At 73.7% G+C, this 26298-nt stretch carries 24 protein-coding genes and 1 pseudogene; 15 read left to right on the top strand and 10 right to left on the bottom strand.

Annotated elements, in window-relative coordinates; all coding sequences use genetic code 11:
- Nucleotides 1–183: 183 nt before the first annotated feature.
- Nucleotides 184–312, top strand: coding sequence for a hypothetical protein (locus QIS99_RS23070; protein ID WP_282515505.1), 129 nt, complete (start codon nucleotides 184–186; stop codon nucleotides 310–312).
- Nucleotides 312–1283, top strand: a complete 972-nt coding sequence (locus QIS99_RS23065) for an ROK family protein (RefSeq protein WP_282515504.1) — start codon at nucleotides 312–314, stop codon at nucleotides 1281–1283. Before QIS99_RS23070 ends, QIS99_RS23065 begins: the two co-directional genes overlap by 1 nt.
- Nucleotides 1284–1387: 104 nt before the next feature.
- Here the strand turns inward: QIS99_RS23065 and QIS99_RS23060 are convergent, their stop codons facing one another.
- Together QIS99_RS23060 and QIS99_RS23055 are read right to left on the bottom strand one after the other, a co-directional pair.
- Nucleotides 1388–2179 (bottom strand): pentapeptide repeat-containing protein, encoded by a 792-nt coding sequence (locus QIS99_RS23060; RefSeq protein ID WP_282515515.1) that lies wholly within the window; start codon nucleotides 2177–2179, stop codon nucleotides 1388–1390.
- Between the two features lie 372 nt (nucleotides 2180–2551).
- Nucleotides 2552–2953: a DnaJ family domain-containing protein gene (locus QIS99_RS23055; RefSeq protein WP_282515503.1), complete on the bottom strand. Its 402-nt coding sequence runs from the start codon at nucleotides 2951–2953 to the stop codon at nucleotides 2552–2554.
- A gap of 320 nt (nucleotides 2954–3273) precedes the next feature.
- Between QIS99_RS23055 and QIS99_RS23050 the strand changes: the two genes are divergently transcribed.
- The 5 genes and pseudogenes from QIS99_RS23050 to QIS99_RS23030 all read left to right on the top strand — a co-directional run bounded on the left by QIS99_RS23050 (nucleotide 3274) and on the right by QIS99_RS23030 (nucleotide 8042).
- On the top strand, nucleotides 3274–3711 hold the full coding sequence (locus QIS99_RS23050; RefSeq protein WP_282515502.1) for an STAS domain-containing protein: 438 nt from the start codon (nucleotides 3274–3276) through the stop codon (nucleotides 3709–3711).
- 298 nt (nucleotides 3712–4009) lie between these two features.
- Nucleotides 4010–5665 carry a glycine/sarcosine N-methyltransferase gene (locus QIS99_RS23045; RefSeq protein ID WP_282515501.1) on the top strand — a complete coding sequence of 552 codons (1656 nt, stop codon included), beginning with the start codon at nucleotides 4010–4012 and terminating at the stop codon, nucleotides 5663–5665.
- Nucleotides 5666–5713: 48 nt separating this feature from the next.
- Nucleotides 5714–5920 (top strand): annotated as a pseudogene (locus QIS99_RS23040) (SLC13 family permease); the annotation flags it as partial.
- Nucleotides 5917–6492: a DinB family protein gene (locus tag QIS99_RS23035; protein ID WP_282515500.1), complete on the top strand. Its 576-nt coding sequence runs from the start codon at nucleotides 5917–5919 to the stop codon at nucleotides 6490–6492. The pseudogene QIS99_RS23040 and the gene QIS99_RS23035, both read left to right, overlap by 4 nt.
- Nucleotides 6493–7016: 524 nt before the next feature.
- Nucleotides 7017–8042 (top strand): NUDIX hydrolase, encoded by a 1026-nt coding sequence (locus tag QIS99_RS23030; RefSeq protein WP_282515499.1) that lies wholly within the window; start codon nucleotides 7017–7019, stop codon nucleotides 8040–8042.
- 24 nt (nucleotides 8043–8066) lie between these two features.
- On the opposite strand, the gene QIS99_RS23025 is transcribed toward QIS99_RS23030, so the two are convergent.
- Both QIS99_RS23025 and QIS99_RS23020 read right to left on the bottom strand, forming a co-directional pair.
- The gene (locus tag QIS99_RS23025) at nucleotides 8067–10007 is read right to left on the bottom strand and encodes an ATP-binding protein (RefSeq protein ID WP_349017317.1); all 1941 of its coding nucleotides are present in this window, start codon (nucleotides 10005–10007) and stop codon (nucleotides 8067–8069) included.
- A gap of 219 nt (nucleotides 10008–10226) precedes the next feature.
- On the bottom strand, nucleotides 10227–11582 hold the full coding sequence (locus QIS99_RS23020; protein ID WP_282515497.1) for a dipeptidase: 1356 nt from the start codon (nucleotides 11580–11582) through the stop codon (nucleotides 10227–10229).
- A 515-nt stretch (nucleotides 11583–12097) separates the two neighbouring features.
- Between QIS99_RS23020 and QIS99_RS23015 the strand changes: the two genes are divergently transcribed.
- The 3 genes from QIS99_RS23015 (at nucleotide 12098) to QIS99_RS23005 (ending at nucleotide 15368) form a co-directional block, all read left to right on the top strand.
- Nucleotides 12098–13309, top strand: coding sequence for a geranylgeranyl reductase family protein (locus QIS99_RS23015; protein WP_282515514.1), 1212 nt, complete (start codon nucleotides 12098–12100; stop codon nucleotides 13307–13309).
- A 146-nt stretch (nucleotides 13310–13455) separates the two neighbouring features.
- Nucleotides 13456–14706: a sensor histidine kinase gene (locus QIS99_RS23010; RefSeq protein ID WP_282515496.1), complete on the top strand. Its 1251-nt coding sequence runs from the start codon at nucleotides 13456–13458 to the stop codon at nucleotides 14704–14706.
- Nucleotides 14703–15368, top strand: a complete 666-nt coding sequence (locus QIS99_RS23005; RefSeq protein WP_282515495.1) for a response regulator transcription factor — start codon at nucleotides 14703–14705, stop codon at nucleotides 15366–15368. Before QIS99_RS23010 ends, QIS99_RS23005 begins: the two co-directional genes overlap by 4 nt.
- 191 nt (nucleotides 15369–15559) lie before the next feature.
- Here the strand turns inward: QIS99_RS23005 and QIS99_RS23000 are convergent, their stop codons facing one another.
- A complete protein-coding gene (locus QIS99_RS23000; protein ID WP_282515494.1) occupies nucleotides 15560–16300 on the bottom strand; it encodes a maleylpyruvate isomerase family mycothiol-dependent enzyme in 741 nt (246 codons plus the stop codon).
- Between the two features lie 96 nt (nucleotides 16301–16396).
- Nucleotides 16397–17599: an MFS transporter gene (locus QIS99_RS22995; RefSeq protein WP_408909612.1), complete on the bottom strand. Its 1203-nt coding sequence runs from the start codon at nucleotides 17597–17599 to the stop codon at nucleotides 16397–16399.
- A 53-nt stretch (nucleotides 17600–17652) separates the two neighbouring features.
- On the opposite strand from QIS99_RS22995, the gene QIS99_RS22990 reads away from it, so the two are divergent.
- Entirely contained in the window at nucleotides 17653–18309 is a 657-nt protein-coding gene (locus tag QIS99_RS22990; RefSeq protein WP_282515493.1) for an alpha-ketoglutarate-dependent dioxygenase AlkB family protein, read from the top strand.
- Nucleotides 18310–18339: 30 nt separating this feature from the next.
- Nucleotides 18340–19593 (top strand): ROK family protein, encoded by a 1254-nt coding sequence (locus QIS99_RS22985; protein ID WP_282515492.1) that lies wholly within the window; start codon nucleotides 18340–18342, stop codon nucleotides 19591–19593.
- A gap of 117 nt (nucleotides 19594–19710) precedes the next feature.
- On the opposite strand, the gene QIS99_RS22980 is transcribed toward QIS99_RS22985, so the two are convergent.
- Together QIS99_RS22980 and QIS99_RS22975 are read right to left on the bottom strand one after the other, a co-directional pair.
- Nucleotides 19711–20286: a DUF4865 family protein gene (locus tag QIS99_RS22980; protein WP_282515491.1), complete on the bottom strand. Its 576-nt coding sequence runs from the start codon at nucleotides 20284–20286 to the stop codon at nucleotides 19711–19713.
- Nucleotides 20287–20288: 2 nt separating this feature from the next.
- Nucleotides 20289–20867, bottom strand: a complete 579-nt coding sequence (locus QIS99_RS22975) for a TetR/AcrR family transcriptional regulator (RefSeq protein WP_282515490.1) — start codon at nucleotides 20865–20867, stop codon at nucleotides 20289–20291.
- Between the two features lie 208 nt (nucleotides 20868–21075).
- Between QIS99_RS22975 and QIS99_RS22970 the strand changes: the two genes are divergently transcribed.
- The 3 genes from QIS99_RS22970 to QIS99_RS22960 are packed head-to-tail and all read left to right on the top strand — an operon-like array spanning nucleotide 21076 to nucleotide 24943.
- Nucleotides 21076–21360, top strand: coding sequence for an SHOCT domain-containing protein (locus tag QIS99_RS22970; protein WP_282515489.1), 285 nt, complete (start codon nucleotides 21076–21078; stop codon nucleotides 21358–21360).
- Nucleotides 21357–22199 (top strand): ABC transporter ATP-binding protein, encoded by an 843-nt coding sequence (locus QIS99_RS22965; RefSeq protein WP_282515488.1) that lies wholly within the window; start codon nucleotides 21357–21359, stop codon nucleotides 22197–22199. Before QIS99_RS22970 ends, QIS99_RS22965 begins: the two co-directional genes overlap by 4 nt.
- Nucleotides 22196–24943, top strand: coding sequence for an ABC transporter permease (locus tag QIS99_RS22960; RefSeq protein WP_282515487.1), 2748 nt, complete (start codon nucleotides 22196–22198; stop codon nucleotides 24941–24943). Before QIS99_RS22965 ends, QIS99_RS22960 begins: the two co-directional genes overlap by 4 nt.
- A 37-nt stretch (nucleotides 24944–24980) precedes the next feature.
- Here the strand turns inward: QIS99_RS22960 and QIS99_RS22955 are convergent, their stop codons facing one another.
- Nucleotides 24981–25421, bottom strand: a complete 441-nt coding sequence (locus tag QIS99_RS22955) for an ATP-binding protein (RefSeq protein WP_282515486.1) — start codon at nucleotides 25419–25421, stop codon at nucleotides 24981–24983.
- A gap of 253 nt (nucleotides 25422–25674) precedes the next feature.
- Entirely contained in the window at nucleotides 25675–26004 is a 330-nt protein-coding gene (locus QIS99_RS22950) for a hypothetical protein (RefSeq protein ID WP_282515485.1), read from the bottom strand.
- Between the last annotated feature and the right edge of the window lie 294 nt (nucleotides 26005–26298).

Here is a 26298-nt window from a genome sequence, read left to right as displayed (position 1 = left end):
CTCGGGGCGGGCGGTCTGGGCCACGTGTGCTGTCCTGTTCTGGTACGACGGTGCCGCGTGGGGGTCGGCGGGTTCGACGGCTTGTGCCGTCGAGCATAGAGCCTAGACAACGTTGTCACTCTCGGTGGAGACTGTTCATGGACGCCGCACCGGCTGAACAAGCGGCAGAACAAGCGTCTGAACATGCGGCAGAACGAGCAGCAGAACAAGCGGCAGAGCATGCAGCAGAACGAGCAGCAGCAGAACGAGTGGCAGCAGAACGAGTGGCAGCAGAACGAGTGGCAGCAGAACGACCAGGAGATCCGACTCTGATGCAGAACGACATCGTCGCCGCGCTCGACATCGGCGGCACCAAGATCGCTGGTGCGCTGGTGGACCTGCACGGGCGGATCCTGGTGCGGGCCCAGCGGCCGACTCCGGCGCAGGAGGACGGCGAGACGGTGATGCGGGCGGTCGAGGCGGTCGTCACCGAGCTGTCCACCTCGTCGCACTGGCCGCGCGCCCGCGCACTCGGCATCGGCAGCGCGGGGCCCGTCGACGCCTCGAAGGGCACGGTCAGCCCGGTCAACGTGCCCGGCTGGCGCGGCTTTCCCCTGGTCGAGCGGGTGGTGGCGGCGAGCGGCGGGCTGCCCTCGAAGCTGATCGGCGACGGTGTGGCGATCACCGCGGCCGAGCACTGGCAGGGTGCCGCGCAGGGGTACGACAACGCGCTGTGCATGGTCGTCTCGACCGGCGTCGGCGGCGGCCTGGTCCTCGGCGGGCGACTGCATCCGGGCCCCACGGGCAACGCCGGGCACATCGGGCACATCAGCGTGGACCTGGACGGCGACCCGTGCCCGTGCGGGGCGCGCGGCTGCGTGGAGCGGATCGCCAGCGGGCCGAACATCGCGCGCCGGGCCGTGCGCGACGGCTGGGTTCCGGGGCCGGACGGCGACAGTTCGGCGGCCGCGGTCGCCGCGGCGGCGCGCGCGGGGGACCCGGTGGCGCGCGCGTCCTTCGAACGCGCCGCGCAGGCGCTGGCGGCGGGGATCGCCGCGACGGCCACACTCGTGGAGATCGACATCGCGGTGATCGGCGGGGGAGTGGCCAAGGCGGGCGACGTCCTGTTCACCCCGCTCCGCCGCGCCCTCCGCGACTACGCCACCCTCTCCTTCGTCACCGGCCTTACGGTGACCCCGGCGCGCACGGGCACGGACGCGGGCCTGATCGGCGCAGCGGCCGCGGCCCTGGGGGCGCCGGGGCGCCGACAGGACGACATGGTGCTGGGAGGCGGGGCGGTGTGAGGGCCACCGAGCCCCGCCGCCGGCGCTGGGCCGCCCCACCCGCGGCCCCTCGCGCGCAGCGGGTTGGCCGCACGGCGTGAACCGACCGGAGGTGACGAAGGGCTTCAGGCCGTCCAGTGGCCGGGGCGCGTCACCGTGTCCGGCAGCCGGGTGTGCGCGTCGCCCCGCGCCGCGTTGACCTGCGCCTGGGTCAGGAACAGTGCGCCGCGCAGATCCGCCCCCGCCAGGTCGGCGTCCCGCAGGTCGGCGCCGATGACGTCGGCGGTGCGCAGGTCCGCGCCCGCGAGGTCGGCGGCGATCAGGAGGGCGCCGCGGAGGTTGGCGCCGCGCAGGTCGGCGCGGCGGAGGCGGCCGCCGATGAGGTCGGCGCCGCGGTGGTTCCGCTTCCGGCCCGGTACGGCGGACCGCGCCAGCTCGCTCGCCCGCAGCAGCAGCGCGTTGATCTCGCCGCGCAGGACGTCCACGTCCACCGCGATGACCGTCTCGGCGTCCGCGCGGGTCAGGGCCCGTACATCGTCGAGGGCGCGCCGGAGGTCCGCCCGTACGGGCCGGGAGGACGGCAGGGCCAGGGCCTCGTTGACGTACCAGAGCAGTTCGTGCAGGTGCCGCATCACCGGGAACACCGCGAACATCTGCCGCGAACTGCCGGGCTCGGCGCGCCAGTCACGGCCGCCGAAGGTGACCTGCGAGACCTGCTGCCCGGCGCCGAAGCAGTCGTACACCGTGCAGCCCGGGTAGCCGCTCTCCCGCAGGCGGGCGTGGATGCCGCAGCCGAAGTCGGTGCGCAGATGGCCGCAGGGCGTACCCGCCGCCTTGTTCGCCGCGAAGTCCGACGAGGCCGCGAACGGCAGGGCGACGCAGCAGAGCCCGAAGCACCGCGCGCAGTCCGCCGTCAGCTCCTGCCGGGCGGCCCCGGCTGCGGACTCGGCTGCCGCCTCGGCGCCGGGTGCGACTTCGGCTGCGGACTCGGGTGCGGCTTCGGCGTCGGGTGGTGCGGCTTCGGCTTCGGCTTCGGACGCGGGTGCGGCTTCGGCCTCGGCTGCGGCGCTGCGGTCCTGTGCGGCGGCGGACGCGGCTGCTGCGGGCTGCTTCGACAAGGCGGCGGATCTCCAGGTGCGGGAAGCGCGGGACGGACCGCCATTGTCCCCGACCGGCCGCTGCCCCTGGCCGCCATTGTCCCCGACCAGCCGCTCTCCCCGGCCGACCGCTCTCCCCGACCGGAGGCTGTCCCCGGCCGGCCGCGCCCACCCGCACCGGCAGAGCCCAGGTCAGCCCTCGCGTGCGGTGCGCCTGCGCGCGAGGACCTGCTCCACGTCGTACGGCTTGATGCCGAGCGGAGGGCCGGGCGGCGGGCGGAACAGCATGGCGGAGATCTTCTTGTTGATCTCCGTGAGGATGCGGCGCGCGCCTGCCTCGGTCGGCGCCGCCTCCGCCGCCGCCAGCGCGTCCTCGGCCTCCTTGCGCAGGGCGAGCGCGGGCGGCAGTACGGAGACATGCTCACGGCGCAGTTTCTCCTTGAGCCACCACATCTCGTCGTAGGGGCGGTCGAGGCCGGGGAGCGGTCGGCCGATGCCGGGCAGGCCGGCGAAGTCGCCGCGCTGCTCCGCCTCGCGGATCTGCTTGTCGACCCACGACTCGAAGCTGACGCCGGGGGGTTTCCGCTCGGTCACCGCGCGCTCCTCTCGGAGGTCTGCGTACGTCGTTCTCCACGGTACGCCGGGCCGGTTACCCGGAGCGTGCGGGTAGGGTGTGATTCGCGGGGGGTTCGGCCGGGAAATGGCGCGATGTCGCCCCAACGCACCGGACGGGGACGTAGGTTGGCGGTGCGGGGGAGTGTGACGGCGCGAGCGGCGCGTACCGGGCCGGGCGGCGCCCGCACCGTACCCCGGGGGCGCACGAGACCCCGGGGGGCACACGAGCACGGACCGCGCGCCCCGCGCGACCGGCTCGCGGAACGGGCGATCGACACGGGCAGCCGGACGGAGGAGCGATGACCGCGCAGAGCCACCGCCTGACCATCACTGAGCTGTCGGCCCGCGAGGAGTCCGCCGTGCTGCGCGTCAGCGGCGAACTCGACCACCACGCCGAACCGTTCTTCCTCAGCACCCTCGGCACCAGCGTCGCCGCCGGGCGCGTGCACCTCGTCCTGGACGTCACCGCCCTCGCGTTCTGCGACTCGCGCGGCCTCAACTGCCTGCTCGCCATCCGCTGGCTGCTCGCCCGGCGCGGCGGCCTGCTGGTCCTCTCCGGGGTCGGCCGCCGCCTCGCCGAACTCCTCGCCCAGACCGGCAGCACCGACCTGCTGCCCGCCCGCCGCACCGTCGCCCAGGCCCTCGCCGACCTCCCCGAGGCCCACCGCCCCGCCTGGCCGCCACACCGCGACGGCACCGGCGCGCCGGACACCCGCGCGCCGGTCGGCGAAGGCTGAGCCACGCCGGCCGCCACCGCCCCCCACAGGCCGTACGAATCCGGCCAAGCGGCGCACCCCGCCCGCCGATCCTTGGCCGACACGCCGCGCATCACCCCGTACGGTCGCAAATTCCGTCATGTATACGGCGGTTGAGGGGATGAACCCGCCCGGTCTGGATAGCGATGTACCTCGGGCGCCCCGGGCTCGCCCGTGGCGCCGACGTATGGACCGACTGTCCGCCAGCACTCGGCAACCGACCAGCACTCGGCAGCCGACCAGCACTCGGCAACCGACCACCGAAGGGTTCTCCCACATCGTGCGACCGGCCCAGGAGTTCGGCGACAACCCTGTCGCAGTCAGGCAAACCGGCCACTACACGGAGGAATACGTTCCCAGCTTCGTCGAGAAGTGGGACTCGCTCATCGACTGGCAGAAACGAGAGGAGAGCGAAGGCAACTTCTTCGTAGACCTGCTGCGCAAACGAGGCGTGAAGAGCGTCCTCGACGTCGCGACCGGCACCGGCTTCCACTCCGTGCGGCTGCTCGCCGCCGGATTCGAGACCGTCAGCGCCGACGGCAGCGCCGAGATGCTCTCCAAGGCCTTCGCCAACGGCATGCAGGACGGCCACGTCATGCGCGTGGTGCAGGCCGACTGGCGCTGGCTCAACCGCGACGTGCACGGCGAGTACGACGCCATCGTCTGCCTCGGCAACTCCTTCACGCACCTCTTCGCCGAACGCGACCGCCGCAAGGCCCTCGCCGAGTTCTACGCGATGCTCAAACACGACGGCATCCTCGTCCTCGACCAGCGCAACTACGACGCGATCCTCGACGACGGCTACACCAGCAAGCACAAGTACTACTACTGCGGCGAGGACGTCACCGTAGAACCGGAGTACGTCGACGACGGCCTGTGCCGCATGCGCTACCAGTTCCCGGACGAATCCGTCTACCACCTCAACATGTTCCCGCTGCGCAAGGAGTACACCCGCAGGCTCATGACCGACGTGGGCTTCCAACGCGTCGACACCTACGGCGACTTCCAGCACACCTACCGCGGCGCACAGCCCGACTTCTTCGTCCACGTCGCCGAGAAGGAGTACCGCGCCGAGGACTCCGCGGACACCCGCTACTCCGGCGCCGTCAACACCGCCCGTACGTACTACAACTCGCCCGACGCCGACACCTTTTACGCCAAGGTGTGGGGCGGCGAGGACATCCACATCGGCCTGTACGAGCAGGACGGCGAACCCATCGCCGACGCCAGCCGCCGCACGGTCGAGCGCATGGCGGGCAAGCTCCCGCTCAGCGAGGACTCCGTGGTCCTCGACCTCGGCTCCGGCTACGGCGGCTCCGCGCGGCTGCTCGCCGAGCGGTACGGCTGCAAGGTGCTCGCGCTCAACCTCAGCGAGGTCGAGAACCAGCGCCACCGGCAGCTCAACGCGGCCCGCGGCCTCACCGACCGCATCGAGGTCGTCGACGGCTCCTTCGAGAACATCCCGTACGGGGACGCCGATGTCGACGTCGTCTGGTCCCAGGACGCCTTCCTGCACAGCGGCAACCGGGCCGCTGTGCTCCGGGAGATAGCCCGCGTCCTCAAACCCGGCGGCCGGCTGATCTTCACCGACCCGATGGCCACCGACGACTGCCCGCCCGGAGTGCTCCAGCCGATCCTGGACCGCATCCACCTCGACGCCATGGGCTCACCCGGCTTCTACCGCGGCGAACTGCGCGCCCTCGGGTTCACCCCCGGCGACGCGGCCGACGCGGACGGCTTCGAGGAGCACCGCGAACACCTCGCCACGCACTACGCGCGCGTGCTCGCGGAAACCAACCGCCAGGAGCAGGAGGGCCTGGCCCGCGAGGTCAGCCACGACTACCTCACCCAGATGAAGAAGGGCCTCGGCCACTGGGTCGACGGCGGCCGCCGCTCCCATCTGACGTGGGGGATCTTCCACTTCGTCCGGGGCTGAGATGTGACGGGGCGGCGGCGCCCACCGTGCCCGAGGCGCGCCGCCGTCGCCGTCGGCATGGTGGCGGCGCTGTCGGTGGCCGCGACGGTGGTGGACGTGAGCCCCTTCTCCACCAACGGCGCCCTCGTCCTCGCCGCCGCCCCGGACGTCGACCGCGACCGCTTCTTCCGCCAACTGATGGTGTACGGGGGCCTGGTGGTCGCCGTCGTACCGGCTGCGGTGTGGCTGGTGCTTGTGGTACCAGGGTGGGCATGACCTCTCGCCAGGACCGGGAACGGGAACAGGACCAGGACCAGGACCAGGAACAGGACCAGGACCGGATACCGGACCCGCGCGTCGCGCCGCCGAAGCTCGGGGGCGAACGCGAGACGCTGCGGGCCTTCCTCGACTACCACCGGGCGACCCTCGCCCTGAAGTGCGCGGGCCTGACCGACGACGAGCTGCGCCGGGCCTCCGCGCCGCCGTCGACACTGACCCTGCTCGGCCTCGTACGACACCTGGCCGAGGTCGAACGCGCCTGGTTCCGCCGCCCGTTCGAGGACCAGGACGTGCCCCTGGTCTGGTCCGACGAGACCGACTTCCAGGCCGCGTACGACGCGAACGCCTCGACCCGCGCCGAGGCCTTCGCCGCCTGGGAGGCCGAGGTCGAGACCTCGCGCCGGATCGAGCGGGCCGCCGGCTCCCTCGACGTGGCCGGATTTCAGCCGCGTTGGGGCGAGGAGGTCTCCCTGCGGATGGTGATGGTCCACGTGCTGCTTGAGTACGGTCGCCACAACGGTCACGCGGACTTCCTGCGGGAAGGGATCGACGGGACGGTGGGGGCGTAAGTCGGCGTATGCCTGAACTGCCGTTCCGTATAAGGGCGTTGAAGCTCTGATTCGGCCGGTGTCATCGGCCCATTCCCCCCGATCCCTTGCCCGCGCCTTTCACGCACGCAATTGGTGCCGCTCGACAGCGAGTCGAGCGGTCCGCTATTGCGTTCTTCCGCGGAGTGCGGGCGAGCGCGGGAGCCGTAAAGCGCGGCGCATGGCATCGCGCCTGTGGATGCTCTCTCCGTCGGGCCGCACCCGTCCCGACCTCACGGCATATGCCGACCGTGCCGTGCCTTCGGCGCATTCCGTCGCGCTCCCGGCCGGCTGCGGCCGCCGTCACCGAAAATGCCCAACAAGGCCGCGCTGTCCGGGAGTTGTGAACGGCACCCATTCCACCGGCTATTCCGCCAGGCGGAGTTCCCGCACCCGCGCGATTCCCGCGCCCGGAACGCGCTCTAAGGTGTGCCCTGCTCTGCCGGTGGTTTTCCCGGCACAGTGGAACGGGCAAGCCACAGTGGGCCAAGAGAAGAGGGGGAACCGTGATCATCTGGATCAACGGTGCGTTCGGTGCGGGCAAGACCGCCGCCGCACGGGACCTTGTCGAACTGATCCCGAACAGCACGCTCTTCGACCCCGAGGTCATCGGCCGCGGGCTGCGCCACCTGTTGCCCCGCAAACACCTGGACGAAGTGAGCGACCTCCAGGACCTGACGATCTGGCGACGCCTCGTCGTCGACACCGCCGCCGCACTCCTGCACCAGGTCGGCGGCGTCCTCGTCGTCCCCATGACCCTGCTGCGCCAGGACCACCGCGACGAGATATTCGGCGGCCTCGCCGCCCGCCGGATAGCCGTACGCCACGTCCTGCTCACCCCGGCCGAAACGATCCTGCGCGAGCGCCTGGCCGACCGCCCCGCACCTGAGGGGGTGGGCGACCCCATCGAGCCGTACCGGTCGGCCCTGGCCGGCTGGCTCACCGGCGACGCCCACCCCGTCGACACCAGCGCCCTCACCCCGTACGAGACCGCCGAGCGGATCGCCGACGCCGTGCGCGGCACCGACCTCGGGCTCTGCGACATCGTGCAGACCCCGGAGCCCACCGCCGAGACCCTTGCCTCGGGCGTGCTGCTCTTCGACGAGCAGGACCGGGTGCTGCTCGTCGACCCCACCTACAAGCCCGGCTGGGAGTTCCCCGGCGGCGTCGTCGAGTCCGGCGAGGCGCCCGCGCAGGCCGGGGTGCGCGAGGTCGCCGAGGAGACCGGCATCCGACTCGACCAGGTGCCGACCCTGTTGCTCATCGACTGGGAGGCGCCGCAGCCGCCGGGCTACGGCGGCATGCGGCTCCTCTTCGACGGCGGACGGCTCGACAGCGCCGCCACCGAACGCGTCCTGCTGCCCGGACCCGAACTCCGCGACTGCCGCTTCGTCACCGAACAGGAGGCGGCCGGCCTGCTGCCCCCGGTGCGCTACGAGCGGCTGCGCTGGGCCCTGCGCGCCCGGCGACAGGGCCGCCCGCTGTATCTGGAGGCGGGCGTGCCGGTGGGCGCGGCCCGAGAAGCGGGCTGAACCTGGGCCCGCGGCGGCGGTCGGTCAGGTCGCGGAGCCGGTGCCGACCGCCCACCTCAGCATGGACGGAGGGTCGGCGTGCGCGCCCTCCCGGAAGGCGTCGTCGTACGCCTGGTCGCCCAGGAGCGCGCGGGCCGTCCGCTCGCCCGCGTCCCGCAGCGGGGCGACCTCCGGCGTGCCGCGCTGCGGGTGCCCGACCGCCTGCCAGAAGCGGTCGCCCGTGCCGTAGGCGAGCGCCGACCGCTCCCCGTCGCCGGCCGCGGCGAACGCCGCCGACAGCATGTCGAGCCCCAGGGCGATGCCGAAGCTGTCCCCGATCTGCTGCTTCGAGGCCAGCATCGAGCGGGCGTGGTGCAGCGCCGCCTCGGGGTCGCCCTCGCTGAGGGCGATCACGCACAGCTGATAGTCGGCGTACGACCGGGTCCAGTGCTCGCCGTCCGCGACGCAGGAGGCACGGAGCGACTGCGCCTCCTGCCGGGCCTGTTCGAGCCGTCCGGAACCCGTCAGCGCGAAGACCCGCACGAGCAGGCACATGTACGCGGGCCCCGACACCGCACCCCGCAGCTGCGCACCGGTGGGAGGCAGGGCCTCGTCCACCAGGTTCAGGGCCTCGGCGGCCCGCCCTTCCAGGAGGTTGCTCAGGCCGTGCAGGTAGCAGGCCCGCAGCAGCCCCGCCTCGTCCCCGGCGCGCCGGGCGTCGCTCAGGCAGGCCGACGCCAGGCCGTGCCCGGCCGCGTAGTCCCCCTGGAGGATGTGGGTCAGGCCGAGCGCCCACAGCCCGTGCACCCGCACCGGGCCGCGCAGCGTGCTCGCCGGCAGGGCGCGTCCGACGTAGTGCTGCGCCTCGTGGAGGTGGCCGCAGCACATCCAGAAGAAGCCGACCAGCGCGGTGAGTTCGAGCGCTTCGTCGGGCCGGTGCACCAGGAGGTGGTCGGCGGCCGCGCACAGGTCCGGGTACAGCTCGCGGATCGTGCGGTACCACGCCGACTGCTCCGGGCCCGCCCACGCCGCGTCGGCCCTGCGGACCAGGTCGAGGAAGTGCGCGGCGTGCCGGTCGGCCGCCCGGTCCACCTCGTCGAGCTCCTCCAGCCACAGCCGCCCGTACTCGCGGACGGTGTCGAGGACGCGGTGCCGGCCCCGGTCGTGCACGACGACCGACTTGTCGACGAGGCCGTCCAGCGCGCGGTACACGTCGGGTCCGGACAGCGGGCCGCCGGCGCACACCGCGGCCGCCGTGCCCGCGTCGAAGTGGCCGCGTACGACGGAGAGCCGCGCCCAGAGCAGCCGTTCGGCCGGGGTGCACAGCTCGTGGCTCCAGCCGAGCGCGGTGCGCAGCGCGTCATGGCGCTGCGGCACCACCGGCCGTACGCCCGAGGCGTGGCGGTCGAGGCCGAGCCGCGGCCGCAGCAGGATCTCGTCGAGCGCGCTGTGCCCGAGCTGCCCGGCCGCCAGCTCCAGGGCGAGCGGCAGCCCGTCCAGGTGCTCGCACAACTCCCGTACGAGGTCGGTGGTTGCGCCGTCCGCGAGAGGGTGTCCCGCCTCCGCCGCGCGGTGCGTGAACAGCTCCACGGCGTCCGTCGCGCCCGGCAGCGGGTCGACCCGGATCACCCGCTCCCCGTCGAGATGCAGCGGCTCGCGGCCGGTCACCAGGACCGTGAGGCGCGGGCAGGCGGTGAGCAGGGCGGACACCAGGTGGCGGCAGGCGTCCAGGAGGTGTTCGCAGGAGTCCAGGACGAGCAGCAGCGGCCGCTCGCCGATCCAGCCGGACAGCACGTCGATCGGCATGCGCGGCGTGTGGTCCGAGAGCCCGCAGGCATCGGCCACCACCGCAGCGAGCAGCGCCTCGCCCCGGAGGGGCCACAGGTCCGCCCAGCAGACCGTGCCCACGTCCGGCGGGAGCCCGAGGCCGATGCGCTGCCGCGCGAGCCGGGACTTGCCCACCCCGCCGACGCCGGTCAGGGTCACGAGCCGATGCTGCTCAAGTGCGCTGCCCAGACGGCTCAGTTCGCCGCCTCGCCCCACGAACACGCTGCGTCCTCCAGAGTCCCGCACATACGGAGTCATGCACTCTACGGAGTCTCGGCCCGGCGGGGCACGGAGTCCTGCACACACAGATTCCGGATGCCCGGCCCCGGCCCCGGCCCCGGCCCCGGTCTACGGTACGGCCGGGGGCGTGGGTGGGGGTCAACGCGGCACGTACGCCTGGAGGAACAGCGCCTCCGTGACCGACAGGCGCTCCAACTCCTGCGGGGAGACGCTCTCGTTGACCGCGTGGATCTGCGCCTGCGGTTCGCTCAGGCCGATCAGCAGGATCTCCGCGTCCGGGTAGAGCGAGCTGAGGGTGTTGCACACCGGGATCGATCCGCCCAGTCCCGCGTACTGCATCTCCTCGCCGGGGTACGCGACCCGCATGGCCTCGGCCATCGCCGCGTACGCCGGGCTCTTGGTGTCGGCTCGGAACGGCTGGCCCTGGCCGATCTGTTCGGTGCGGACCCGCGCGCCCCACGGCGTGCGCGCCTCCAGGTGGGCGCGCAGCAGCCGCGTGGCCTCGGCGGCGTCCACGCCCGGCGGCACCCGCAGGCTGATCAGCGCCCGCGCGCCCGCCTGCACGGAGGGCGTCGCGCCCACCACGGGCGGGCAGTCGATGCCGAGCACGGTGACCGCGGGGCGGGCCCAGATCCGGTCGGCGACGGTCCCGTCCCCGATCAGCTCCACGCCGTCCAGCACCTTGGCGTCCTTGCGGAACTCGCCCTCCGCGTACTGCAGTCCTTCCCACACCTGGCCGCCGTCCAGCCCGTCCACGGTCGTCGAACCGTCCTCGGCGCGCAGCGAGTCGAGGACCCGCACCAGGGCCGCGAGCGCGTCCGGGGCGGCGCCGCCGAACTGTCCGGAGTGCAGGTTGCCCTCCAGGGTGTCCACCTCGACGCGTACGAGCGTCATCCCGCGCAGCGTCGACGTCACCGTCGGCAGGCCCACGCGGAAGTTGCCGCTGTCCCCGATCACGATCGAGTCGGCCCTGAGGAGTTCGGGGTGCGCCTCCGCGTAGCGCTCAAGGCCGCCCGTGCCCTGCTCCTCCGAACCCTCCGCGATGAACTTGACGTTGACCGGGACCCCGCCGTCCGCCTTCAGGGCACGCAGCGCGAGCAGATGCATGACGACGCCGCCCTTGCAGTCCGCGGCCCCGCGCCCGTACCACCGCCCGTCCCGCTCGACCAGCTCGAACGGCGGCGTCGCCCAGGCGGCCTCGTCCAGCGGGGGCTGCACGTCGTAGTGCGCGTAGAGCAGCACCGTCGGCGCGCCCTCGGGGCCGGGCAGGAAGCCGTACACCGACTGCGTGCCGTCCGGGGTGTCGAGCAGCGCCACGTCCCGGAAGCCCTCCGCGCGCAGCGCGTCCGCCACCCAGTTCGCGGCGCCCTCGCTCTCGCTCCTGGGGAACTGCGCGAAGTCCGCCACGGACTTGAACGCCACCAGCTCGGCCAGCTCCTGCTGTGCGCGCGGCATCAGGGCGGCGACGGTTTCGGCGATCTGCTGCGACGACATGGGCACGCTCCTTGTGGGTGCGACGTTGTGTACGTGTGGGGTGCGTGTGCGCCCTTCGAATACGGGCTCGATCTTCCCACAGGAGGGGGCGACCGACGCCCGCCGTAGGATGCCGTGGACAGCGGCGGAAGACAGCTGGATCGGAGCAGCAGCCCATCGTGAGCAGCGAGAACTCGACCGAGAACCCGGCCGAAGAGCGGCGGGAGCAGCCGGGCGACGCCCCGTCCGGCACGCCCCCCGAGCAGACGCGACCGCCCGCGGCGGACGGGTCTGGGGGGCACGGGCCTGCGGCGGACGGGCCTGCGGCGGACGGGTCCGCGGCGGCGGGGCCCGTGCCGGAGCCGGAGCCGGAGCCGGTGTCGGACTCGGTGGCGGGACGGAGCCCAGGTGCGGGGGCCGAGCCCGGGGCCGAGCCCGCGGCAGCGGCCAAGTCCGAGCCCGGGGCCGAGTCCGAGCCCGGGGACGAGTCCGAGGCGCAGACCCTCCGCAGCGCGGAGCGGCCCGGCTCCCGCGACATGTGGGACGTGATCGTCGTCGGCGCCGGGCCCGCAGGGGCCTCCGCCGCGTACGCCGCTGCCGTCGCCGGACGCCGTGTGCTGCTCCTGGAGAAGGCCGAACTCCCGCGCTACAAGACCTGCGGCGGCGGCATCATCGGCCCCTCGCGCGACTCCCTGCCGCCCGGCTTCGAACTGCCCCTGCGCGACCGGGTGCACGCCGTCACCTTCTCCCTCGACGGCAAGTACGCGCGTACCCGCCGCTCGAAGCAGATGCTCTTCGGCCTCATCAACCGGCCCGAGTTCGACCACCAGCTCGTCGAGGCCGCACAGAAGGCCGGCGCCGAACTCCGCACCGGAGCCACCGTTTCGCGCGTGGAGCAGCACGGCCCCGCGGTGCCCGACCGCCGCACCGCCGCAGTCGTCCTCGCCGACGGCGAGATCCTCCTCGCGCACGCCGTGGTCGGCGCCGACGGCAGCGCCAGCCGGATAGGGGCGCACGTCGGCGTGAAACTCGACCAGGTCGACCTCGGCCTGGAGGCGGAGATCCCGGTTCCGGAGACGGTCGCCGAGGACTGGAGCGGCCGCGTCCTCATCGACTGGGGCCCGATGCCCGGCAGTTACGGCTGGGTCTTCCCCAAGGGCGACACCCTCACCGTCGGCGTGATCTCCGCCCGCGGCGAAGGCGCCGCCACCAAGCGGTACTTGGAGGACTTCATCGCCCGCCTCGGCCTCGCCGGTTTCGAGCCGAGCATCTCCTCCGGCCACCTGACCCGCTGCCGCAGCGACGACTCCCCGCTCTCCCGCGGCCGCGTCCTGGTCTGCGGTGACGCGGCGGGCCTCCTGGAGCCGTGGACCCGCGAGGGCATCTCGTACGCGCTGCGCTCCGGGCGGCTCGCGGGGGAGTGGGCGGTCCGGGTCGCGGAGGCGCACGACGCGGTCGACGCCCGCAGGCAGGCACTGAACTACGCGTTCGCCGTACGGGCGGGCCTCGGCGTCGAGATGAGCCTGGGCCGGCGCATGCTGAGCGTCTTCGAGCGCCGCCCGGGACTGCTGCACGCCGTCCTCACCGGCTTCCGCCCCGCGTGGAACGCCTTCGCGAAGATCACCCGCGGCTCGACCTCCCTCACGGAACTCGTCCGCACCCACCCGGTCGCCCGGCGCGCCCTGTCGGCCCTCGACCGGGACGAGAAGCCGGGGGCGCGGGAGGGGGCTGCTACGGAATCGGCGTAGGGCGGAGGCCAGGTACGCGCACCCGTGTGTACGTGGACCTATGCCCCTCCCCCTGCGGACCGCCCCCGCGTACTCCCCAGGAAGTACCCCCGATGACCACCCACGGCGGACGCCGGGGAGGGGAAGTCCGGTCTAGCGTGGCCGGTATGGACGAGCAGCACACCCGGAGGCCGGGCGGCCCGGTGCCCTGGCGGCACGCGGGGCCGCCCGGTCTGCGGCGCTGGGACGACCGTGAGCAAGGGGCGGCGGACGGGGACCGGCTGCCCTGGGTCTCGACGCTGTTCGTGACCGTGTTCCTGCAGGTCGGGTCGGGTTTCGCGGCGCACGGCCAGCTCGGCGAGCGGGTGCAGCTGGACGGGCCGGGGCGGGCGCTGCTCCTCCTCGCGGGCGTGGTCCTGCTGCTGCGGCACCGTCTCCCGGTGGCCGTGCCTTTCGCCGCGTCGGCGGTCACGCTGGTGTACCTGGGCGCGGGGTACCCGTACGGCCCGGTGTTCCTGAGTGCCGCGCTCGCCTGCTTCGCGGCGGTCGTGGCCGGGCACCGGCACGCGGCCTGGGGTGCGCTCGGCATGCTCTGGGCCGGGCATCTGCTGCTCTCGCACTGGCTGTACGCATGGCTGCCGCCGGACGGCGACAGCGCGGCGCCCTGGGGGCAGGAACTCCTGGTCGTCGCCTGGGTGGTGGCGATCCTCGCCCTGTCCGAGCTGGTGCGCGCCCGCCGCGAGCAGTGGGCCAAAGAGCGCGCCGAACGGCAGCAGGCCGCCAAGCGCCGCGCGGACGAGGAGCGGCTGCGGATCGCCCGGGAGCTGCACGACGTACTGGCGCACTCGATCTCCGTGATCAACGTCCAGGCGGGCGTGGGGCTCGCGCTGCTCGACTCCGACCCGGAGCAGGCGCGTACGGCACTGACCACCATCAAGTCGGCCAGCAAGGAGGCGCTCGGCGAGGTGCGGCAGGTGCTCGACACCCTCCGCGCGCCGGGGGACGCGCCCCGCGCTCCGGCGCCCGGACTCGACCGGCTGCCCGAGCTGGTCGACCAGGCAGCGAGCGCGGGCCTCACCGTCGAAGTCACCCGCGAGGGCCCCGCAACGGCCCTCGCACCCGGCGCCGACCTGGCCGCGTTCCGGATCGTGCAGGAGGCGCTGACGAACGTCGTACGCCACTCAGGCTCGCGCAACGCGCGCGTACGAGTGCGGTACGAGGAAGCCACCGTTGAGCTGACCGTCGACGACGACGGCCCCGCGACCCGTACCGACGCGGGCGGCAGCGGCAACGGCCTCGCCGGAATGCGGGAGCGGGCCGGGGCCCTGGGTGGCACGATCGAGGCGGGCCCGCGCCCGGACGGCGGTTTCCGGGTGCGGGCCGTACTGCCGCAGCGTCCCGAGGGGAAGACGACGTGATCCGCGTACTGCTCGCCGACGACCAGGTGCTCGTACGGGCCGGGTTCAAGGCGCTGCTCGACGCCCAGTCGGACATCGAGGTCGCGGGGGAGGCGGCCGACGGCGAGGAGGCGGTGCGCCTGGTGCGCGAACTGTGCCCGGACGTCGTCCTGATGGACATCCGCATGCCGCAGCTCGACGGCCTCGCCGCGACCCGCGCCGTCACCGGCGACCCGGACCTCGGGCAGGTCAAGGTGGTCATGCTCACCACCTTCGAGCTGGACGAGTACGTCTTCGAGGCGATCCGCTCCGGAGCGTCCGGCTTCCTCGTGAAGGACACCGAACCCGCTGAACTGCTGCGCGCGGTACGGGCGGTGGTGCACGGCGACGCGCTGCTCTCGCCGGGCGTGACCAGACGCCTGATCGGCGAGTTCGCCGCACGTTCCAAGGAGCCGGCCGCCGCGGACGCGCTGAGCGAGCTCACCGAGCGGGAGCGCGAGGTGATGGCGCTCGTCGGCATCGGCCTGTCCAACGAGGAGATCGCCCGCCGCCTGGTCGTCAGCCCGCTCACCGCGAAGACGCACGTCAGCCGCACGATGGTGAAGCTGGGCGCCCGCGACCGCGCCCAACTGGTCGTCCTCGCCTACGAGTCGGGCCTGGTGCGGCCGGGCTGGCTGGGCTGAGCGGCGACGGCGTACGCGACCGCCCCCGGACCGCGCGACCACCACGGACTTCCCGGCCGCGGACCGCCCCGCTCGACCTCAAGCGGCGCTCACCCCCGGGTGCCCCTGACCCTCGGGTGCTCCTGACCCTCGGGTGCTCCTGACCCTCGGGTGCTCCTGACCCTCGGGTGCCCCTGACCTCCAGGTGACCCTCACCTCCAGGTGACCGCCGAAGTCTCCCGCCACAGGCGCGCGAGCCCCGGGTCGCCGGTGAGGCGCGGGGCGGGGAGCCGGTTCCACAGGGAGAGGTAGACCCGGGCCGCGGGGCCGCTCAACTCGCAGTCCGCCTCGCCCTCTTCGCCGCGCGTGGTGACCGGGGCGTCCGGCGAGAGCCGCATGGTCCACGCGTCGCCGGTGTCGGTGGCGCGCACCCGCAGCACCGCGGGCTTCTCCGTACGGACCCTGCTGCGCCGGCGCGCGTGGAAGCCGCGAAGCAGCTCGTCGATGCCGTCGACGGCGAAGCCGGGGGAGATCGCCACATGGCCGGTGCTCAGGCGCGCCGACTCGGCGTCCACCCGGTGCACCGTCGTCTCGTGCGCCTGCCGCCGCGCCCAGAACGCCAGCGGGGACGGCGCGGGCAGGAACGTCCAGCACTCCAGGTCGGCGGGGGCCGAGGCGAGCGCGTCGACGAGGGCGGCGTGGCCGGTGCGGAACCAGTCGAGCAGGGCCGTCCCGTCGAGGTCGGGGAGGCCGCCGTCGGGGTGCGGCGCGGTGTGGCCCTCGACCACGTGCGCGGTGGCCCAGCGGTGCACCATGCCGGTGTGCCGCAGCAGGTCACGGACCTGCCAGCCGGGGCAGGCGGACACGGCCGCGCCGGTCCCGGCCTCCTGCGCCGCGTGCGCGAGCAACCGGCCTTCCCGGTCCAGGACGTGGACGTGTTCGACAGTCTTCATGGCCAGATCATGCCCCCGGTTCGGCGGCCTAGGCAGCCCTCACGAGGTGCACCCATACGTTCCACGATCCGGTACGAGCAGGCCGCGGCGGACGTGTTACGTGCGTACGCCGGCGCCCCGTACCGCGTACCCGATCGCCGCCGAGGCCGCGGCCAGGACCGCCACGCTGGTCAGGGCCACCGGCAGGGAGAACCAGTCCGCCATGAAGCCGATCGCGGGCGGGCCGAGGAGCATGCCGCCGTAGCCGAGCGTGGAGGCCGCGGCGACACCGCTGGGGCCGGCCAGGGCGCCGGCGCGCTCGATCGCGACCGGGAAGATATTGGCCAGGCCGAGCCCGGTGACCGTGAAGCCGACGAGCACCGCCCACACCGAAGGGGCGAGCGACCCGAGCAGCATTCCGGCCGCGGCCGTCGCGCCGCCCGCCACCAATGTCCGGGTCTGGCCCAGGCGTTCGAGGAGGGCCGTGCCGCTGAGGCGGCCGACGGTCATGGCGAGCGCGAACACGGAGTACCCGGCGGCCGCGACGCCCGGATGCGCCCCCAGGTCCTGCTGCAGATGCAGCGCACCCCAGTCCGCGAGCGCCCCCTCGCCGTACGCCGTGCACAGCGCGATCAGGCCGAAGACGGCGACGAGCGGGCGCGTACGGCGGGCGGGGCGCGGAGACTCGGCGGCGGTCCGCTCCTCGGCGGGTGCCGGGGCCGCGTGGCGCAGCAGCGTCGGCGCGGCGGCCGCGGTGATGAGCAGGCCGAGCACGGTCAGGCCGAGCAGGTGCCGGGTGGGGGAGAGGTGCCCCGCGACCAGTCCGCCGAGCCCGGCGCCGACCATCCCGCCGAGGCTGAACGCCGCGTGGAAGCTGGGCATCACGGGCCGGCGCAGGGCGCGGACGAGGTCGACGGCGGCGCTGTTCATCGCCACGTTGATGCCGCCGTACGCAGCGCCGAAGACGAGCAGCACCGCGCCGAGCGCGAGCGGCGAACCGGCCAGCGGGGGCAGGGCGACGCTCAGCGGCATCAGGACGCCGCAGGCCACGGTCACGGCGTGGCTGCCGTAGCGGCGGCAGAGGCGGCCGGTCAGCGTCATCGTGACCACGGCGCCCGCCGACACCCCGAGCAGCGCGAGCCCCAGGTCACCGGCGGACGCCCCGGTCTGCTCCTTGATCGCGGGGATGCGGACGACCCAGCCCGCGAAGACGAAACCGTCGAGGGCGAAGAAGGCGGTGAGGGCGAGCCGGAGGCGCCTCAGGGCGGCGTTGTGCGGCTGGTCGGACGACGTTGTCCTGAGTTTGTTTAGAGTCGGCACAAAGTCAGGGTACGGGCCGGGAAGGGGCACCGGCAACGAGGAGAATGGGAACCATGGAGCTGTTCGACCTCCCCCGAGAACGCGCCGAGATCGCACCCGGCGCCGTGCACGTCCCGGGCTGGCTCGACCCGGACCGGCAGCGGGAGCTGGTGGCCGCCTGCCGGGAGTGGTCCAGGCCGCCCGCCGGACTGCGTACCGTCCGCACACCCGGCGGCGGCGAGATGACCGCGCGGCAGGTGTGCCTCGGCCGGCACTGGTACCCGTACGGCTACGCCCGCACCGTCGTCGACGGCGACGGCGCCCCGGTCAAACCGTTCCCGGACCTCCTCGGCAGGCTCGCGCGCGAGGCCGTGCGCGAGGCGTACGGACCGGGCCGCACGCCCGGCGCGTACGACATCGCGCTCGTCAACTACTACGGCGAGCAGGCGCACATGGGCATGCACCGCGACAGCGACGAACGGGCCGACGAGCCGGTCGTCTCGCTGAGCCTCGGCGACACCTGCCTGTTCCGCTTCGGCAACGCCGAGTCACGCGGACGCCCCTACACCGACGTGGAGTTGCGCAGCGGCGACCTGTTCGTGTTCGGCGGGCCGTCGCGATTCGCGTACCACGGGGTGCCCAAGGTGTGGCCGGGGAGCGGGAGCGGCGCCGTCGGGATGGAGCGGGGGCGGCTGAACATCACACTGCGAGTCTCCGGTCTCCCGGGCTGAGCCCTCCCGGATCATGGGAGACTCGCCTGCATGAACGGCAAGGCGGCGCCGAATGGGGCGGGTCAGGTGTCCACGCGGAACCGGCAGGTGTCCACGCGGAACCGACTGGAGAGAGGGCGCGGCGCACTCGGCCCCGCACTGGAACTGGTGCACACCGGACGCGCCCCGACCCGCGCGGTCCTCACCGCCGAGCTCGGCGTGACCCGTGCCACGGCCGGCGCCGTCGCCGCCGAGCTGGAGGCGCTCGGCCTGATCCACGTCGAGCCCGGAGCCGCCGCGGGCGCGCAGGGCCGCCCCTCGCACCGCCTGGTCGTCGCCGACGACGGCCCCGTCGTCCTCGCGGCCCAGGTGCACGCCGACGGATACCGCGCCGCGCTCGTCGGCCTCGGCGGCACCATCGCCGCGACCGCGCCCGGCTGCGAGACCGTCGACGCCGACCCGGCGCAGATCCTCGGCTCGCTCGTCCAGGCCGGGGTGGAGCTCCTTGAGCGGACCGGGCGGCGCTGCGTCGGCGCCGGGCTCGCCGTGCCGTCGGCGGTCGCCGAGCCCGAGGGCCAGGCGCTCAACCCGCTGCACCTGGCGTGGCCGGTCGGTGCCCCGGTCCGCGAGATCTTCGCCGAGCGGGTACGGGCGGCGGGCCTGCCCGGACCCGCGTTCACCGGCAACGATGTCAACCTCGCCGCCCTCGCCGAGCACCGCCACGGCGCGGGCCGCGGCGCCGCCGACCTGCTCTGCGTGGCCACCGGGCACCGCGGCGTCGGCGGTGCGCTGGTCCTCGACGGCCGCCTGCACACCGGGAGTTCGGGCCTCGCCCTGGAGGTCGGCCACCTCACCGTGAACCCCGAGGGCCGCCCCTGCTACTGCGGCAGCCGCGGCTGCCTGGACGTCGAGGCGGACCCGCTGGCGTTCCTCACCGCGGCCGGCCGCGCCCCCGGCCCCGAGGTGTCGCTCCTCCAGCGCTCCCGCGACCTGCTCACCCACGAGTACGACGACCCGGCGGTACGCGCGGCCGCCGCGGAGCTCATCGACCGCCTCGGCCTCGGCCTCGCCGGCCTGGTCAACATCCTCAACCCGGACCGCATCATCCTCGGCGGCCTGCACCGCGAACTCCTCGCCGCGGACCCGGAACGCCTGCGCGCCGTCGTCGCCGACCGCAGCCTGTGGGGCCGCAGCGGCGGCGTCCCGATCCTGCCGTGCACCCTCGATCACAACAGCCTGGTCGGCGCGGCGGAACTGGCGTGGCAGCCGGTGCTCGACGACCCTCCGGCGGCCTTGTCCTCCTAGGGTCATGCCGCCCCTGGGCCCCGCTCGTCGCCCTGGGGGCTCGTCTGTCGACCTGCGGGCCCGTCCTCGGACGCCGGACGGGCTGGAGAAGGCTGCTCCCGATCGCTGCCGCGCTCGTCACCGCGGCAGCGCCGCCCGCTCGGGCGCGGACAGGTGCAGTACGCGGTACACCTCGCCGCCGAGGCCGGCGGGCGGCTGCCCGGACCACAGGGAGAACTGCGTCAACTCCCAGTGATGCGGGTCGAGTACGACCGCGGCGCACACGGCACCGTTCCTCGCCGCCGTCTGCCGGGCGCTGTCCGACGCCGCCCCGACCGCCTCCGCCACGTCCGCGTCGGCCGGCAGTCGTTCCCGCAGGCGTACGGCGGACCGCGCCCCCTCGCCGGCCGCGCGCCCCTCCACGTACAAGTGCCCGTTGCCGTGCCGGACCGTGGGGCGGCCGAAGTCGGCGCACAGGCCCCGGAATCCCGGCCCGGCGAGGAACGCGGCCATCGCGGCGGAGTCGGACCAGAGGTAGAACGGCGCGTACTGGTTCACCGGCGAGCCGTCCCGGCCGCGCTCGCGCACCAGATACGCCTTGAACCCGAGCCCGGGCAGCTCGTCCAGGAGGTGTCCCCTGGCCTTCACGCGCTCGTGGATGACGCCCATGTCGTAACCGGCGGGCAGGGTGATCTCGTACTGCATGGCGTGCATGCTCAGCCCCTGTCCGCTCGCCGGTGCAGCAGCGCGAGCGCGCCGCGTACGGCCATGTCGAACGCCGCGGGGCTGCCCGACGAGCGGGCCAGGACATAGCCGCCCTGGACGGTCGCGACGAGCAGGGCGGCGGTCTCGTCCGGATCGAGTCCGGGGGCGAACTCGCCCTGGTCCAGGCCCTCTTGGACGATTTTCGCGAGCCGGTCGCGGAGCCAGTGCAGGGTCTCGTCCACGGGTGCGCGCAGCCGGTCGTTCGCGACGACGTCCGGGTCCATCGTCAGCCGCCCCACCGGGCAGCCCCGCAACACGTCCCGCTCGCGCGTCAGATACGCCTCGATCCGCTCGTACGCCGAACCCGCGCCGCAGAGCGCACGCTCCGCGGCGCCGCGCAGCTCCTCGGCGGTCCGGGCGATCGCGGTGAGGGCGAGGTCGGGCTTGCCCTTGAAGTGGTGGTACATGCTGCCCTGGCCCGCGCCCGCCCGCTCCTGGATCGCCTTCGGGCTGGTGCCCACGTACCCCCGTTCCCAGAGGAGCTCGCGGGTGGCCTCGACGAGTCGGTCGTGCGTTCCCTGAGTGCTCATGGCGGCAGTTTACATACTAGTAGGTACAGAGGCGTGAGGTCCCTTCCGAGCTGCGCGGGAAGCAGTCTGCGCAGCCCCTCGTACTCCCCGGGAGGTACGCGGACTGCCGCTGCCCGTACGACGACTCGGGCCCCCTCCGCGAGCGAATCTCGATGCATCACCAGCCATTACGGCGCGGCACTCGCCGCCACCGAGGAGATGAATCGACATGCAGACTCTGGCCAACTGGGACGGCGGGCCCGGCCCGTGGATCCTGTTCTTCCCGCTGATCTGGGCCGCCGTGATCGTCGGCGCCGTGACCCTGCTGCGCCGCACCGTCTGGCGCGGCCGGGGCCGAGGCCCGCACACCGGGCCCGACGCACAGTCGCCGATCACGGTGCTCGGCCACCGCTTCGCCTCCGGCGAGATCGACGAGGACGAGTACTGGCGGCGCCTGTCCGTCCTGGACGAGCAGTTCGGCCGCAGTGCCGGCGGGAAGGGCGGTGCGGCGTGAACACCGCGCCCGTCGCACATGCCGCAGCCCGGGTCGTCGACGCCGTGAAGGTGTACGGCAGCGGCGACACCGAAGTGAGGGCCCTGGACGGGGTGACCGTCGGCTTCCCGGCCGGCCGGTTCACCGCGATCATGGGGCCCTCGGGCTCCGGCAAATCCACCCTCATGCACTGCGCCGCCGGACTCGACACGCTCACCTCCGGCAGCGCCGCCATCGGCGGCACCGAGCTCAGCACCCTCGACGACCGCCGCCTCACCGTGCTCCGCCGCGACCGCGTCGGCTTCGTCTTCCAGTCGTTCAACCTGCTGCCCACCCTCACCGTCGCCGAGAACATCACGCTCCCGCTCGACCTCGCGGGCGTCCGCGGCGACACCGAGTGGATCGACGCGCTCGTGGACGTGGTCGGCCTGCGTGACCGGCTGCACCACCGGCCCGCCGAGCTCTCCGGGGGACAGCAGCAACGCGTCGCCGTGGCCCGGGCGTTCGCAGGCCGGCCCGACGTCGTCTTCGCCGACGAGCCCACCGGCAACCTCGACTCCCGCTCCGGCGCCGAAGTGCTCGGCCTGCTCGGCCGCGCCGTACGGCAGATGGACCGCACCGTCGTCATGGTCACGCACGACCCGGGCGCCGCCGCCCACGCCGACGAGGTCGTCTTCCTCGCCGACGGCCGCCTCGTCGACCGGATGCAGGGACCGACCGCGGAGCGCGTACTCGACCGTATGAAGGCCCTGGACGGCGCCCGCAGTGACGTCCCGGATCACCCCACCCAAGGAGTGCCGAACACCCAAGGAGTGCCGAACACCCAAGCAGTGCCGAACACCCAAGGAGTGCCGTCATGACCTCCGCGTCCGCCACCGCGCGGATCAGCCTCTCCTCCCTCCGCGCCCACAGGCGCCGCTTCGCCGGTACGTTCGCGGCCGTGCTGCTCGGCGTCGCCTTCCTCACCGGCACCCTGGTCATGGGCGACACCCTGCGGGCGAGCTTCGACTCACTGTTCGCGGGGGCCACCAGCGGCACCGACGCCGTGGTCCGCAGCGCCGACACCATCACCACGCCCGGCGAGAGCCAGGGCGCACGCGGCCCCGTCGACGCCGGCCTCGCCGCCCGCGTCGCCCAGGTGCCCGGCGTGGCCGCGGCCGCCGCGAACGTCCAGGGCCTTGGCCAACTCGTGGGCGCGGACGGCGAACCCATCGGCGGACAGGGCCCGCCCACCCTCGCCGGCAACTGGATCAAGGACACTCGGCTCAACCCGTACCGCCTGGCCGAGGGCCGCACCCCGGAGCGCAGCGGCGAGGTCGTGGTGAACCGGGGCGCCGCCGAGACCGGCGGCCTGAAGATCGGCGACAGCACCGTCCTGCGCACCCCGGACCCGGTGCGCGTCACGATCGTCGGGCTCGCCACCTTCGGCGGAGCCGACGGCATGTCGCAGACCACGTTCACCGGCATGACCAGGGCCGACGCCGAGAAGTACCTGACCCCCGAGCCCGGCCGGGCCGCCTCGGTCCTGGTCCGCGCCGGGCCCGGCACCGGTCAGCAGGAACTCGTCGACGCGCTGACGCCCGTACTGCCGAAGGGCGTCGAGGCGATCACCGGCGAGGCGTCCGCGGCCGAGAGCACCGACATGATCTCCGGGCAGTTCCTCGACCTGTTCACCACCTTCCTGCTGGTCTTCTCCGGCATCGCGCTGCTCGTCGCGACCTTCTCGATCCACAACACCTTCGCCATCGTCGTCGCCCAACGCACCCGCGAGAACGCCCTGCTGCGGGCCCTCGGCGCCGCCCGTGGACAGGTCGTGGGCGTGGCCCTCGCCGAAGCCGCGGTGGTCGCCGTGGCGGCCTCCGCGGCCGGGCTGCTCGGCGGGGTCGGGGTCGCGGCCGGGCTGCAGGCGCTGTTCCCGGCGATCGGATTCCCGTTCCCCGAGGGCGAGTTGGTGATCAGCGGGCTCTCGCTCGGCCTGCCGCTGCTCGTCGGGATCGTGGTCTGCCTCGGCTCGGCCCTGCTGCCCGCCGTCCGCGCGGGCCGCACCGCGCCGCTCGCCGCGCTCCGCGAGACCGCCGTCGACCAGTCCGGCACCGCCCGCAGCCGTACGGTCACCGGGCTCGCCCTCGCGGCGATCGCGCTCGCCACGACCCTGTACGGGGTCCTCGGCACCCCGTCGATCTGGCTCGCCGGCACCGGGGCCGTCCTGGCGCTCGCCGCATTCGTGGTGCTCGGGCCCGTCGCCTCGACCGCCGTGCTGCGCGTCCTCGCCCGCCCGCTCGGCCGGCTCCGCGGCGTCACCGGGGGCCCAGGCCGTGTCCGTAAAGTCCCGCCTGCCCCGCGACGCCTGGCACGCACTCTCGCCGCACCGGGCGAAGGCCCAAGTACATCCAGTACGAGGGCCTGCGCCCGGCACGCCGAGAGCACGCACCAGACGCCGCAGGGCCCGCCCTTCGGGCGGACGGCGCGACTTTCCGGACGCGACCTGGCCGGGCGCAACGCGCTGCGCAGCCCCAGGCGCACCGCCGCCACCGCGAGCGCGCTGATGATCGGCGTCGCCGTGGTCGCGCTGTTCACCGTCTTCGGCGCCTCCCTCAAGGCCACCATGGACCAGACCGTCGACCGCTCCTTCGCGGGCGACGTCGCCGTCAGCGCCCCCTCGTTCGGCGCGGGCGGCAGCGGCCTCAGCCCCGCGCTCGCGGACCGGGTCGCCGGACTGCCCGAGGTCGACAGCGCCGTCGGGCTCGGCCGGGGCGTCGCCGAAGTCGACGGCGCGGGGCGCCAGTTGACCGTCACCGACCCGGTCGCCCTCGCCAAGGGGCTCGACCTGGGCGAGGTGCGCGGCTCCCTCGACGCCCTCGGCGCCGACGGACTCGCCCTCTCCGCCGCCGAAGCGGAGGCCCGCGGTCTGGCGCTCGGCGAGCGCACCGAACTCGCCTTCACCGACGGCACACAGGAGACGTTCACCGTCCGCGCCGTCTACGCACGGCCCGAACTCGCCGGGGACTACGTCCTCACCCGCGAGGCCTGGGCCCCGCACCGCGGCCAGGACTCCGACACGGTCGTCGCCGTCACCTTCAAGGACGGCGTGGACGCAGCCTCCGGCAAGGCCGCCGTGGAGAGGACCGCCGCCGCGTACGGCAACCCGGAGGTGCAGACCCGCGAGGAGTACGCCCAGTCCTCGGCCGGCGGCATCGACATGATGCTCACCCTGGTCTACGCGCTGCTCGCCCTCGCGGTCCTGATCGCCCTGCTCGGCATCGCCAACACCCTGACCCTCGCCGTCCACGAGCGCACCCGCGAACTCGGCCTGCTGCGCGCCGTCGGCCAGACCCGCGCCCAGCTGCGCGCGATGGTCCGCTGGGAGTCCGTCCTGGTCGCCGCGTTCGGTACGGCGGGTGGGCTCGCGCTCGGCGGATTCCTCGGGTGGGTCCTCGTACAGGCCGCGCAGGGCACCGGCGACACCGACTTCGCGTTCGACGTGCCGCCCGTGCAGCTCGCGGTCGTGGCCCTCGTCGGGCTCGCCGCGGGAGGGCTCGCGGGGTGGCGTCCGGCGCGGCGGGCGGCCCGGCTCGACGTGCTGCGCGCGATCGCCACGGAGTGACGCCGGGCCGCCCGCGGACGGCTTCTCGACCGCCCGGTCAGCCGGCGAAGGCCGACCGGGCGGGAGCCTGGGGCGCGTGCGGGGGCAGCGCGGGGAGGGTGAACCAGACGACCTTGCCGCAATCCCCCTCGGGGCGTACGCCCCAGGTCTCGCTGACCGCCGCGATCATGGCGAGACCGCGCCCGCACGTGTCGAAGGGGGCGGCCGCGCGGAGTTCCGGCATCCGGGGATCGTGGTCGTGCACCGAGACCGTGAGCCGTTCGAGCAGCAACTCGATCTCCACGGTGCACTTCTTGTCCGGACCGGCGTGCCGGTGGACGTTGGTGAGAAGCTCGGTGACTCCGAGTTCGGCAAGCTCGATCAGCGGATCGAGGTGCCAGTGCCGCAGTTGGGCAGAGATGATTCTGCGGACTTTTCCGATGCGTGACGGCAGGGCTTGGAGCTCCACCGTGCAGTGCCTGCTCGGCTCGCTGATCACGGCTGCGACTCCCCGAAGGGTGAGGTCCGGAAGAAGACGACATAGATCCGGGAACGCCGCGCGTCCCTGGATCCCACAGTGCTGCCTGCTGCTGAAGGCGGTGGACGCCGGGTCACAGCGTGACCGCCGATAAACCCTGAGTGATGTGTGACCAGCGTGACGCAGGGGGTGCGGCTCCGCAACTCGGCGTCGGCTCAGGCCTCTTGCCGCCGCGGGGTCTCTCTGCCGCTGCCGATTCCCTTCAACGCGCCGCTCAGGCGCCGGAGAGCCGCCCGCCCGCGCGGTGCACCGCGTCGATGAACCGCCGCACCGAGGGCGGTCCGGACTCGCCGGGGCCCGGGTCGTCCTCGCCGAGCGTCAGCGAGTACCGCGTGCCGTTGACGGTGGCCTGCGCCTTGTCGTCCGGGCCGAACCAGGGCCGGCCCGCGGAGACCGCGGCGAGCGGGGCGCTGTCGATCTCGCTGCCGTAGCTGGTCAGCAACTCCAGGCGGCCGCCGCTGATCCGCACCTGACCGGCCCTCGTCAGTGAGCGCAGCCGCCGCCCGATCCGCACACCCTTGGCCGTGAACTCCGGCTCCGCCATCGCGCCCCGCCCCCTCGTTCCGTTCCCTGCCGCGTTGCTCAGCAGTGTGCCCGCCTACGTGATCGAGCACCAGTGGGTCCAACGTCGGCACGGGCCGGGTTGTTCCCTCGCGCGTCCCTCGTAGGTCCCCCTCGTACGCCCCTCGTAGGTCCCCTCGTACGTCCTCCCGTAGGGCCCCCTCGTACGGCGCGCCCCCCCGCGTCCCTTTGGGGTGCTCAAAGAAGCGTTTATGCAGGTGAGAAGCGTGCGGAAGGTGTTTATCATCGAGCTGTCCGACCGGATCTTCCAGGACCG

It is taken from the genome of Streptomyces solicavernae (assembly GCF_029968095.1).
Taxonomy (GTDB): domain Bacteria; phylum Actinomycetota; class Actinomycetes; order Streptomycetales; family Streptomycetaceae; genus Streptomyces; species Streptomyces solicavernae.
This window is presented reverse-complemented; position numbering and strand designations above follow the sequence as displayed.